General features: G+C 38.0%; 14 protein-coding genes. 7 read left to right on the plus strand and 7 right to left on the minus strand.

What is annotated here, in order from left to right; translation table 11 throughout:
• Positions 1 to 30: 30 nt before the first annotated feature.
• On the minus strand, positions 31 to 993 hold the full coding sequence (locus FVB32_RS09930) for an MBL fold metallo-hydrolase (RefSeq protein ID WP_147743645.1): 963 nt from the start codon (positions 991 to 993) through the stop codon (positions 31 to 33).
• 1 nt (position 994) lies between these two features.
• Positions 995 to 1,489, minus strand: a complete 495-nt coding sequence (locus tag FVB32_RS09935; RefSeq protein ID WP_147743646.1) for a metallophosphoesterase family protein — start codon at positions 1,487 to 1,489, stop codon at positions 995 to 997.
• A gap of 88 nt (positions 1,490 to 1,577) precedes the next feature.
• Here FVB32_RS09935 and truA point away from each other — a divergent pair, with 88 nt between their 5' ends.
• Together truA and FVB32_RS09945 are read left to right on the plus strand one after the other, a co-directional pair.
• Entirely contained in the window at positions 1,578 to 2,330 is a 753-nt protein-coding gene (gene truA, locus FVB32_RS09940) for a tRNA pseudouridine(38-40) synthase TruA (RefSeq protein ID WP_147743647.1), read from the plus strand.
• The gene (locus FVB32_RS09945; RefSeq protein ID WP_147743648.1) at positions 2,317 to 4,089 is read left to right on the plus strand and encodes an ABC transporter ATP-binding protein; all 1,773 of its coding nucleotides are present in this window, start codon (positions 2,317 to 2,319) and stop codon (positions 4,087 to 4,089) included. The genes truA and FVB32_RS09945 overlap by 14 nt, the downstream gene beginning before the upstream one ends.
• A 1-nt stretch (position 4,090) precedes the next feature.
• Here FVB32_RS09945 and FVB32_RS09950 read toward each other — a convergent pair whose 3' ends face one another.
• Genes FVB32_RS09950 through folP form a run of 3 tightly spaced genes read right to left on the minus strand, consistent with a single transcriptional unit; the run spans position 4,091 to position 6,519 of the window.
• On the minus strand, positions 4,091 to 4,855 hold the full coding sequence (locus FVB32_RS09950) for a DUF3667 domain-containing protein (protein WP_147743649.1): 765 nt from the start codon (positions 4,853 to 4,855) through the stop codon (positions 4,091 to 4,093).
• Positions 4,856 to 5,641 carry a diadenylate cyclase CdaA gene (gene cdaA, locus FVB32_RS09955; protein WP_147743650.1) on the minus strand — a complete coding sequence of 262 codons (786 nt, stop codon included), beginning with the start codon at positions 5,639 to 5,641 and terminating at the stop codon, positions 4,856 to 4,858.
• 44 nt (positions 5,642 to 5,685) lie between these two features.
• The gene (folP, locus tag FVB32_RS09960; RefSeq protein ID WP_147743651.1) at positions 5,686 to 6,519 is read right to left on the minus strand and encodes a dihydropteroate synthase; all 834 of its coding nucleotides are present in this window, start codon (positions 6,517 to 6,519) and stop codon (positions 5,686 to 5,688) included.
• A gap of 95 nt (positions 6,520 to 6,614) precedes the next feature.
• Here folP and FVB32_RS09965 point away from each other — a divergent pair, with 95 nt between their 5' ends.
• The 5 genes from FVB32_RS09965 to FVB32_RS09985 are packed head-to-tail and all read left to right on the plus strand — an operon-like array spanning position 6,615 to position 10,162.
• On the plus strand, positions 6,615 to 7,154 hold the full coding sequence (locus tag FVB32_RS09965) for a DUF1599 domain-containing protein (RefSeq protein ID WP_147743652.1): 540 nt from the start codon (positions 6,615 to 6,617) through the stop codon (positions 7,152 to 7,154).
• A complete protein-coding gene (locus FVB32_RS09970) occupies positions 7,154 to 8,248 on the plus strand; it encodes a BT_3928 family protein (protein ID WP_147745043.1) in 1,095 nt (364 codons plus the stop codon). Before FVB32_RS09965 ends, FVB32_RS09970 begins: the two co-directional genes overlap by 1 nt.
• A 25-nt stretch (positions 8,249 to 8,273) precedes the next feature.
• The gene (gene tpiA, locus FVB32_RS09975; protein WP_147743653.1) at positions 8,274 to 9,023 is read left to right on the plus strand and encodes a triose-phosphate isomerase; all 750 of its coding nucleotides are present in this window, start codon (positions 8,274 to 8,276) and stop codon (positions 9,021 to 9,023) included.
• 6 nt (positions 9,024 to 9,029) lie between these two features.
• Entirely contained in the window at positions 9,030 to 9,866 is an 837-nt protein-coding gene (gene prmA / locus FVB32_RS09980) for a 50S ribosomal protein L11 methyltransferase (protein ID WP_147743654.1), read from the plus strand.
• Between the two features lie 20 nt (positions 9,867 to 9,886).
• The gene (locus FVB32_RS09985) at positions 9,887 to 10,162 is read left to right on the plus strand and encodes an ATP-dependent Clp protease adaptor ClpS (RefSeq protein ID WP_147743655.1); all 276 of its coding nucleotides are present in this window, start codon (positions 9,887 to 9,889) and stop codon (positions 10,160 to 10,162) included.
• Between the two features lie 30 nt (positions 10,163 to 10,192).
• On the opposite strand, the gene FVB32_RS09990 is transcribed toward FVB32_RS09985, so the two are convergent.
• The gene (locus FVB32_RS09990; RefSeq protein WP_147743656.1) at positions 10,193 to 11,080 is read right to left on the minus strand and encodes a glycoside hydrolase family 17 protein; all 888 of its coding nucleotides are present in this window, start codon (positions 11,078 to 11,080) and stop codon (positions 10,193 to 10,195) included.
• A 115-nt stretch (positions 11,081 to 11,195) separates the two neighbouring features.
• Positions 11,196 to 11,810 carry a hypothetical protein gene (locus FVB32_RS09995; protein ID WP_147743657.1) on the minus strand — a complete coding sequence of 205 codons (615 nt, stop codon included), beginning with the start codon at positions 11,808 to 11,810 and terminating at the stop codon, positions 11,196 to 11,198.
• Between the last annotated feature and the right edge of the window lie 4 nt (positions 11,811 to 11,814).

Here is an 11,814-nt window from a genome sequence, read left to right on the forward strand (position 1 = left end):
CCCCAACTTCTTACTTTTAGGACTTATCCTTTATAAATCAATTTTTTCTTTAAAACCGGCAATATTGTACCCCTGCTGAATTACTTCTCTGTATTGATTACTTTCTTTATTGAGTAGTGGGTTGGTATGGTTAAAATGAATGAAGTGAATTTTTCTCTTTTCGTTTTCGGGTAGTTGTTGAAAAAGGTGTAGACTCTCAACGACAAAAGGATGTGGTATTTCGGAAATGTCCCTGTTGTTTATTTCAGCACCATCATAAAATGATGCATCCAAAAAGGCATAGTCAACAACCTTTATTTCATCAATAATGTTTTTCTCCCATTTAGACCATTTGTCAATATCCGGAATGAACAATGCTGTTTTGCTGGGACCAATAATTTTAAACCCTACCGTTTCTGAGTATTCGTCCCTATGCGGCACTATAAATGGAATTACACTAAGGTTTGACGTAAGTTGAACTCTCATTTCGTTCTCCATTTCCTGGATTGAAATATTTTCCAGTGTCACCAATTGATTCCAAGGTCCGTTGCTCTCAAGAAAAGATTTCATCTGCGGCATGGCATAAACAGGAACTTGTTTGGCGCCCAACGCTTCGCGTCCAAAATATTGAAGACCCGTATAATGACCAATATGCGCATGGGTTAAAAATATCCCGTTTGGAGTCTCGGTCTCCTTTTGGGTAAACTCCTTTAAACTCTTCATTTGTGAAGTAATGTCTGGAGTAGCCTCAAACAAATAGGATTTTTCTTTTTCATGATCCACAACACCCAAGGAAACTACTTTCCTGCTTGCATCTGGGTTCGAGAACAAGGCTGCACAGCATTCCCTTTTGCATCCGATATGCGGACTTCCTCCATCTTGCACAGTACCCAGAATATACAAGGAAACCGCTTTGGTGTCTGCCTCGTTTTCAGAAACAACCGATTTTTTTGAAGGTGACTTCCCATTACAGGCTACCAAGAGCAGAATTCCAAGGAGGAGATAGTTTTTCATATTATCTTGAGCCTAATTCAATTACTTCCAAATCTGATATTTTATCACCATGAATTTTAAATCTAAGCATGGTCCTCATATGATGGAACCCATATTTTCCACAAGCTCCAGGATTCATATGCAGCAGGTTTAACTTTTTATCATTCATCACCTTCAAAATATGGGAATGCCCGCAGATAAAAAGGTTAGGAGGGTTTTGTTTTATTTCCTCCTTTACCCGGATGTTGTATTTAGGAGGATAACCTCCAATATGTGTAATCCAAACATCCACTTCCTCACAAAAAAACCGATTGTGTTCGGGAAATTCCTTTTGAATAACATGGTCATCGATATTGCCGTAAACCCCACGTAATGGTTTGATTGCTTTTAGTTTATCGGTAACACTTAGGTTACCAATGTCTCCCGCATGCCAAATTTCATCTGCTTCAGAAGCATACTTTAAAATAGAAGCATCCATATGTCCGTGAGTATCCGAAAGCAGTAAAATTTTGGTCATAACGCTAAAAATATGCTAAAAAATGATGGGGAAATTTCTATTGGATGGGATTCAAGTATCTTTAACATCTTAAAAATAAGGGATTCAATTGAGATATTTTATCCGATTTTCATATTTCGGAAAGACCTACCACGGATGGCAAAACCAACCCAACGCTATAACGGTTCAAGAAGTGTTGGAAAAAGGACTGTCTACGCTGTTGCGAGATAAAATTGAAGTTGTTGGCGCCGGAAGGACGGATGCTGGGGTACACGCCCGGGAAATGTTTGCCCATTTTAATGTTGACCAAATTTCAGATAGGGTAGAACTGGTTCGTCGTCTCAATGCCTTTCTTCCAGAAGATATAGCGGTAAAAGAAATTATTCCGGTTAATGAAGATGCCCATGCCCGATTTGATGCTACAGAGCGCACCTATGAATACTGGGTTGTTCAAGAAAAGAATCCTTTCTACACAGATACCGCACATTTCGTAAAACAAATCTTGGAGGTTCAGGCAATGAACAGGGCAGCATCTTTTCTATTAGCGCATTCAGATTTTGAATGCTTTTCCAAGTCCAATACAGATGTGAAGACATTTAATTGCGACATTAAGCATGCCGCCTGGGAAAAAGGAAAAGATAAATTGGTCTTTACTATTAGTGCAGATCGCTTTCTTCGTAATATGGTAAGGGCGATAGTGGGAACCTTGCTAGATGTAGGAGCCGGTAAAATGAGCCCTGATGAAATCAATGCTATTATAGCGAGTAAGAATAGAGGAAAGGCAGGAGTTTCTGTGCCAGCAAAAGGATTATATTTGACAAAGATCGTATACCCAAAAAGCGTATTTAATGAGCAAGAATGAGGAAATAGGAAGAGCGTTTGATTTTGGTTTGTTCAAGCGCGTATTTGCGCATACCAAACCTTACAGAACCATTTTTTGGCTTGTTGCCATCGTAGCGATTCTATCCGCTGCTTTTGCCGTTTTGACTCCTATTCTTGTGAGAGATATTATCAATGAGGCACTTTCCAATAAAGATAGCGAGAAACTGGTTTTCGTGGTATTAGCGATGTTAGGAGCCTTGTTTGGACAGGTCATTTGTCAGCTTTCCTTTAATTATTATGCAAACCTATTGGGAGAATCCGTAATAAAAGATATTAGGGTAAGGCTTTTTCAGCGTATGATGGGTTTTAAAATGACCTATTTTGATAATTCTTCCATTGGGGTATTGGTGACCAGAGCAGTGGCAGATATGCAGCGTATAGGGGAAATATTTAGTCAAGGCTTTTTTGTGATTGTGGCCGATTCCTTAAAAATGCTGTCCGGAGCAGCCGTGATGCTATACATTAATTGGAAATTAGCATTGATTGTCTTTGCTATTTTGCCCGTGATTCTTGTGGCTACAAGATTGTTCCAACAGGCCATGAAGGTTGCCTTTATAGAAGTACGGGCCCAAGTTTCCAATTTAAACTCTTTTGTTCAAGAAAGAATAGCAGGAATGAAGATTGTTCAGCTCTTTAATAGGGAAGAGATTGAAAAAGAAAAGTTTAGAAAAATCAACGAAAAACACCAAAACGCTTGGTTAAAGACGGTTTGGTACAATTCCATCTTTTTCCCCATTGCAGAGATTTCGTATTCCATTGGAATTGGCTTAGTAGTGTATTTTGGAGTCATCCAGAACATTGAAAACGTAGCATTGAACGATACAGGTTCTATCTTCGCTTTCTTTTTCTTGATGGATTTGTTATTTCGCCCATTACGTCAGATTGCAGATAAGTTCAATACACTTCAGATGGGTATGGTGGCAGCCAATAGGGTATTCGGAATTTTGGATACAGAAAGTCATATCCCAGATGAAGGTAAATTGGAAAAAGACGATGTTAAGGGAACTATCGCTTTTGAGAAGGTGCACTTTGGTTATGTTGAAAACGAAGAAGTTTTGCATGGAATTTCCTTTAATGTAAAAGCAGGGGAGACTGTTGCGATTGTAGGGGCAACTGGTGCGGGAAAATCTACTATTATTAATCTGCTCAATCGCTTTTATGAGATTAATTCAGGCACTATTTTGATTGATGGGCACAACATTCGAGATTATTCTTTAAGGTCTCTTCGTTCTAATATTGCTATTGTGCTTCAGGATGTTTTCCTTTTTGCGGATTCTATCGCGAATAATATTTCACTTCGTGAAACATCAGTTTCGGTGGTTGACATTGAGAAAGCGGCCAAACAAATTGGAGTACACGAATTTATTTCGAGCCTTCCTGGAGGTTATCAGTATAATGTAAAAGAACGTGGTGCTATGCTCTCCAGCGGACAGCGTCAATTGATTGCTTTTTTACGTGCGTATGTGAGCAACCCAAGTATTTTAATTTTGGATGAAGCGACTTCATCCGTAGATACATATTCGGAACAGCTTATTCAACAGGCTACAAACAAAATTACCGAAGGGAGAACTTCCATCATCATTGCGCATAGATTGGCGACGATTAAAAAAGCGGATAAAATCATTGTAATGGATGCTGGAGAAATTGTTGAAATGGGTACCCACCAAGAGCTTCTTAAACAAGGTGGTTACTACAGTGATTTATACGAAGCGCAGTTTTTGGCAGAGGAGGTTGCATAGGTTATTTTGGAGCAAAATCCTGTAATGAAGCTTGCCCAGTTAGTATGGTTAGGAGTACCGCAACAATACCTATACCCATCATTAGAATGAGTAAGAAGAACAAATAAATTACTGCCCGCCAAAAAGTACCCCAAAATTTAGTCTGGTGCATTTTTCCCAGAACGATAAACTGATAGGTTACCACCATGAATAAAAAGACAAAATTGAAAATGTCGAATTTAATTGGGAAAAGGCCTAAGACAAGTATGTAAAGAACCACTTGCACATAGGATGTTTGTCCAATAATGTAAGCATTGGCAACAAGGTGTTCGGTATAGTTAAACCTTTTTTTTCCTCTGAACAACATCCAAGAAAGTAAGGCATACAAAGGCATGATCATATAAGACATCAACCCTTGATAGTCGAACATAAAATTCATTTCTCGCGTGTCCGTGTCAGAGAAACTACTTTGAGTGAGATTTAGGTGATAGACATTTCTAAGCACAAAAAACATAATACCCGATAGGGTAACCGCAATGGCAAAAAAGCCAATGGGATTCATATACTTTTTTCGTGTACCTGAAATGAATTCCAAAATAACTATTTCCGGTCTGGAAAATAGATGACGAATAGTTTTTAAAAAGGTGTTGTCCAAATTGAACACTTGAACACTTAAATCTTGAAATATATTTTTTAAAAAGAGTCGGTTTTTTACAACTTTTGCACCGCAATTTGGACAATAACTAAAATCCGTTTTTAGAGAATTGCTGCAGTTTTTACAGTCCATCTATTCCAAATCCTTTTTAATAAAGCTTACAAGTTCATCCAGTCCTTTATATGGCGCAAACTCTCCATTTTTTATATAAGAAATAGAACCTGTTTCTTCACTAACCACCAAGCAAATAGCATCTGTTTTTTCGGTGATACCCACAGCTGCCCGGTGTCGCAACCCAAATCGCAAAGGAATGTTCCTGTCATTGGAAACGGGCAAAATCACCCTTGTAGCGGTGATATAATTATCCTGAATAATAGCTGCCCCATCGTGGAGAGGACTGTTTTTAAAGAATATACTTTCTAAAATGGGTTGAGTAATTTCAATGTTCATGGTATCTCCCGTAGATTTAATAAAATCTAAGGTGTTGGTGCGCTCAATAACAATTAAGGCGCCCGTTTTGGTGCTTCCCATTCTTTCGCATGCGGCAATTATAGCATCCACATCAGTATCAGAAGGCATGGCTTCCTGTTTCAAGAATTTAAAGTGACGGATAAAATTACGTTTGGAAGCAAAATTTGTAGAACCGATCATCAACAGAAATTTTCTAATTTCTTGCTGAAAAACTATAATAAGCGCAATAAGACCAATGTTCATGAATCCACCGACCATGCTGCTGATCATTTTCATCTGAAGCAATTCTGTGAGTTTCCAAAGCGCCCAAACAATTACAATACCAATAAAAATATTGATGGCCACGGTACCTTTTACTAATTTGTAGATGTAGTAGAGTAGTGCGGCAACAAGTACAATGTCTATGACATCTGTGATTTTAAATTCAAGAAAATTCAGAAAATCCAACCGCGGTGTTTTTGTAAAATTAGCAAAAATAGAAGAACCAGAAATTAAAGGGCGTTAGCTTTTAATACCTCAACCAGTTTTATGCATTCCATGGCCTCTTTTATGTCATGTACCCGTAAGATATTTGCTCCTTTTAATAAAGCAATGGTGTGCAAGGATGTTGACCCGTTCAATGCCTCTTTTGGTGAAGCGCCTAGGATTTTATAAATCATGGATTTTCGACTTAATCCAATCAAGAGAGGGACATTAAAACTTTTGAACAAATCCAAATGATTTAAAAGTGTATAATTCTGTGCTGTTGTTTTTGCAAAGCCAAACCCTGGATCTATGATAATATCATTGATTTTTTTGGAAGTGGTCTCATTTATTTTTTTAGAGAAATAGAGCATTAAATCTTTCAATAAATCGTCATAGACTGCCTGTTTTTGCATGGATTGCGGGGTGCCTTTTAAGTGCATCATAATATAAGGCACCTGATGTTCGGCTATAATATCGAACATATTCGTGTCCAAATTCCCAGCAGAGATGTCGTTGATCATGGCTGCACCTCTTTTAAGGCTCTCTGAAGCCACATTTGCCCTAAACGTATCTATGGAAACCAGAGTTTCGGGAAAGTTGTGTAAAATCAACTCCAAAATGGGGAGCATTCTTTTTAATTCATCCGCTTCAGATACATGTTCTGCCCCTGGTCTGGAACTGTAAGCGCCCATATCGATAAAAGTAGCGCCATTGGTATGCATGCTTTCAACCTGCTTTAGAATAGCGGTTTCATCTTTGTACTTTCCTCCATCATAAAATGAATCAGGGGTAAGGTTGAGAATCCCCATTATTTTTGGCGAACTCAGATCAATCAGGTTTCCTTTGCAGTTTATAGTCATAAAAAATACCTGCTTTGTTGGGTTTGATTATCTTTGGCGAAGTGCTTTTTAAGCATTTTAGTTTGGACGAAATTTACGCAAATTAGGAAGAATACATGCAGCAGACCTCCCAACAATATGATGCAGTGATCAACACCTGCAGGGAACTATTTCTTAAAAAGACCAAGGATTATGGTACGGCTTGGCGAATATTAAGGCTTCCTTCCCTAACCGATCAGATTTTTATAAAGGCACAACGCATTCGAAGTCTACAGCAAAATGAAGTGCGTAAGGTAGATGAAGGAGAGCAATCTGAGTTTATTGGGATCATCAATTATTCCATAATGGCGTTGATTCAATTAGAAAAAGGTATTGCTGAACAGCCTGATTTAGATGCCAAAGAAGCTATTTCGCTTTATGATAAAGAGGTATTCACCACCAAAACCTTGATGGAAAATAAAAACCACGACTACGGTGAGGCATGGCGAGACATACGTGTTAGTTCGTTGACCGATTTGATTCTTCAAAAGTTGCTTAGAGTAAAGCAGATTGAAGACAATTCAGGAGCCACTTTGGTAAGTGAAGGCATAGATGCCAATTATCAAGATATTGTTAACTATGCGGTATTTGCGTTAATCCATTTAAGCGAAAAATGATGAAGTATTTGGTATGGATTTCTAGAATTTTTGTTGGAATCTTATTTATTATAAGTGGTCTTATTAAACTTAATGACCCTGTTGGTTTCTCTTTTAAGCTTGAAGAATATTTTAGTCAAGGGGTACTGGACCTTCCTTTTTTAATGCCCATGGCATTAGGAATTTCCATTTTTGTAGTGATTGTGGAGGTGCTTTTAGGTGTGTTATTGCTCATTGGGTTTAAACCAAAATTTACAGTTTGGAGCCTCTTGTTGATGATAGTTTTCTTCACCTTCCTAACATTCTACTCAGCCTATTTCAACAAAGTAACAGATTGCGGTTGTTTTGGTGATGCAGTAAAACTAACCCCATGGGAATCTTTCACAAAGGATATTGTTCTTTTAGTATTGATTCTTGTCCTGTATTTTGGGAGGAAATATATCGAACCACTGTTTACATCAAAAATAAACTGGGCCATAGCTGGAGTAGCTACCATTGTATGTATATTGTTCGCAAATCATGTATTAAACCACCTTCCTTCTGTAGATTTTAGGCCTTATAAAATAGGAGCCAACATTCAGCAGGGAATGAGTGTTCCTGAAAATGCACCTAAAGCCATTTATGAGTATGCTTGGCGTTTTAAGATGAATGGAGATGAGAAGATTGTGGTCACCAATGGTGAATACCCAAAGATTGATGGGGAATTTATAGATGTAGAGACTACTGAGATTCAAAAAGGATACGAACCTCCGATACATGATTTTACCATTGAAAGGGAAGGGCAGGATATGGCCTCCGAGATTTTGGAGGAGGATAATTTAGTCATGGTTATCGCTTATGATTTGGCTAAGAGCAACAATGACTTTTTCTCAGAGGTAGCAACCGTTACTTCCAAGGCTAAGGAAAAAGGCTATACCGTGGTAGGTATGTCTGCTTCTAATAATGAGCAAGCCACTGCATTAAAGAACAAATATAATTTGGACTTTGATTTTTATTTTACTGATGAAACCACCCTCAAAACCATTGTTCGTTCCAATCCAGCGATCTTGGTGTTGAAAAAGGGTACGATTATACAAAAAGTACATCATAACGACTTAGATCAATTAAACTTCTAAATACAGTATCAAAAAAACCAATACCATGAGAACCAAAATAGTTGCTGGAAACTGGAAAATGAACAAGAATCTTGATGAAACGGAAGCGTTGTTGTCAGAGTTATCTGCAAAACTGCCCGATACACATGCAGAGGTGATTGTAGCCCCAACATTTCTGAATCTGGTTGCCGCCCAAACAAGCTTGCAATCATCTGCGATAAAAGTAGCGGCCCAAAACATGCATTTTGCAGAAAGTGGTGCGTATACCGGCGAAATTTCTGCAGATATGCTTTTAAATATTGAAGTGGATACCGTAATTATTGGGCATTCAGAGCGCCGTTCACTTTTTGGGGAAACAGATGATTTGTTGGCTAAAAAAACTAAAACTGCCTTGGATAAGGGAATGACCGTTATTTTCTGTTTTGGAGAAGAACTTGAAGACAGAAAATCCGGAAATCATTTTGCGGTTGTAGAGAGTCAATTAAAAAATGCACTGTTTGATTTGGATAATAGTGCTTGGAATAATATTGTCTTGGCATATGAACCCGTTTGGGCCATTGGAACAGGAGAAACCGCAAGCCCAGAGCAAGCCCAGGAAATGCATGCTTTCATACGAAAAACTATTGCTGAGGCATATTCTACATCCATCGCCGAAGAAGTTTCCATTTTATATGGAGGGAGTGTAAAACCATCAAATGCGGTAGAGATATTTTCAAAACCAGATGTTGACGGTGGGCTTATAGGAGGAGCATCTTTAAAAGCGGATGATTTTACTGCAATTATTAAGGCAATTTAACATACAATACCAATTTTGATTTATATTGAATATCACTTCAACATAGTTCCAAAACAACCTGCAACGGATATCTTGATTGCCGAGTTGGGTGACGCCGGTTTTGAAAGTTTTGTTGAAAATGAATCAGGATTATTGGCTTATATTCAAAAAATAGATTGGAAAGAAGATATTTTGGATGACTTGCTCATAACACAAAACACTGATTTTAAAATTTTCTGGTCAAGCAAAGAGATTGAACAACAAAACTGGAATGCTGAGTGGGAAAAGAATTTTCATCCCATTAAAGTCGATGATAGGTGTGTGGTGAGAGCTCCTTTTCATGATGCTGAGGATGTGGAATATGATATTATCATCGAACCTAAAATGAGTTTTGGCACAGGCCACCATGAGACCACATATATGATGTTACAACACATTCTGGATACGAATTTTGAAGGAAAATCTGTGTTGGATATGGGCTGTGGTACCGGGGTTTTAGCAATTTTAGCCAAAATGAAGGGTGCTGGTGCTACAGATGCCATCGACATTGACGAATGGTGTTTTTTGAATTCCAAGGAGAATATTGAAAGAAATAACTGTGGATCCATTCAGGTGTATCAAGGCGATAGCGGTCTTTTGAAAGGCAAAAAGTATGATATTATCATAGCTAATATCAACAGGAACATTTTGTTAGAGGATATTCCGGTCTACGCAAATTGCCTAAATTCTGGAGGACTCCTTTTTTTAAGCGGGTTTTATTTGCAGGATTTAGATGCAATTTCCTCAAAATGTGAAGCATATAATTTGAAATTTGAAAAAAAACTGGAAAAGAATAATTGGATTTCGGTAAAATATGTAAATTAGAATTCAATAATTCCATTATCATGGGAACCAAGGAAAAAGTATCAGAAGAATTACTTGTAGAAGAGGTAACCGCAAAGCAGAGCGAAATTGTCCTTTTTAATGATGATGTAAATACTTTTGACCATGTTATTGAAACATTGATTAGTGTTTGCGAACATACTCCGGAACAGGCTGAACAATGCTCTTTAATTGTACATTATAATGGCAAGTGTACGGTTAAGACCGGCGAATATACCGATTTGAAACCCAGATGCTCTCGATTGCTCCAGGCTGGGCTTAGCGCGGAAATTGTATAGCCTCTTTACAGCAAAAACGGTTTATATCACCTAGAATTTTAGCAGTTCATTTTTGTCCCAAAGACCCCAATACGCTCCAACATCACCTTCGGCACCAACTTTCCAAGATTCATCAAAAGAAGAGAAGTAGAATACCTCAATATCGTCTTCAGCGGCCCATTTTTGGGTATTCATAAAATATTTTAAGGTGTTTTCATGTGATGGGAATGCGCCTTCAAGACTGGAACCTTGAGTAGGCCAACCCGTTTCGGAAATAATCACTTTTTTGCCATTGGCAGCCTTAAGTACTCTTTGATACATATCCTTCATGTATAACAAGGAATAATCCATATCGCAGCCTTCCCAAAAAGGATAACAATTGGCTAAAATAATGTCACAAGCCTCGGTTATTCTTTCACGCTCTGTAAACTCGTAATAGGCGTCAACATACCCTACCGGAATATTGGGGAGCGCCTGTTTCACTTGACTCATGAAATCAAGAAGCTCATCTTCATTTAGGTCCCCACGTAGCATTACTTCGTTACCCACAGCAGCAATATCAACATATCCTTCTTTACCAAGTTGAATAAGATTTTCAATTTCCTGCTTGTTAACTTTTGGGTCATCACCTAACCAAGCACCTACCATGCTTTTAATGCCGTATTCTTGTGCAATGCGAGGAATGGCCTCATTCCCTTCAGTGCAAGAAAAAGAACGAATCCATTTGGTATAGGGCTTTATGATTTCCATCCGCCTACGTATTTGATCTTCGGAAATCTGATCTCCTGGTTTTTGACCTTCCATATAAGGACTAAAACATAATCCATGCATTCCTTGTTCCAAAACCCCTTTGCAAAGACTTTCCAGTTCGCTTGTAGTTTTGCCTGCATAATCAAGGGCAGCTAGTGCCAAAAACTTTTCTTTTCTTGATGACGACATAATGTTCTGTTATATTGTATTATTAGGTTTGTTCAAATTTAGCTTAAAGTTCACCTCTACGTTTTACGAATTCAGCTTTAATTTCTCAATAGATTCATCCTTAGTGCGGTATGTACTAAAAAACTCCTCTACAGTTTTTCCTTGAATAAATCTTAAGGCGCTCCACTTCCTTGGCTCCAGCAGGTATTTCTTCTAGCTTTAAACCCGGGTAGTCATCTGCTTCTTTCCATTTTTCTATGGTGGAACTAAAAAATGATGAGGCGGTAGCATCTGCTTCATAAATAATCAAATCATAGGCCTCTCCCTTGTCTCCACCAAAACGGGTAACGACCTGCCATTCGCCTTCTCTTTTGTAGGAAGTATTAGTATGGTCAGATTGTGGATAATATCTATCATCAGTGGGTCTAATAATTACCCAAATATCCTTTTTATGGGATTCGGGATAAACTCCCATTGTTAGAATCCGACAATCCACAGAATCTTTATCTATTGGAGAAACAACTTTTACGGCATTAACCGGTCCGTCAATCTTTAACTTTTTTCCTATAGAGACTTGTTCAATTTGGCTATTATAATTGACTAAATCTGACGAATAACTCCCGTAGATCATCATTAAAACACCAAGGATTCCTAAAGGTATTCCTAGCTTAGAACTACCTTTTTTACTTGCGAGCAGCGCAATCAAGATAAATAAGACTCCTATTATTAGTATTACTATTTTGGTTGACATTTTA

This window comes from Flagellimonas hymeniacidonis, assembly GCF_008040165.1.
GTDB lineage: Bacteria > Bacteroidota > Bacteroidia > Flavobacteriales > Flavobacteriaceae > Flagellimonas > Flagellimonas hymeniacidonis.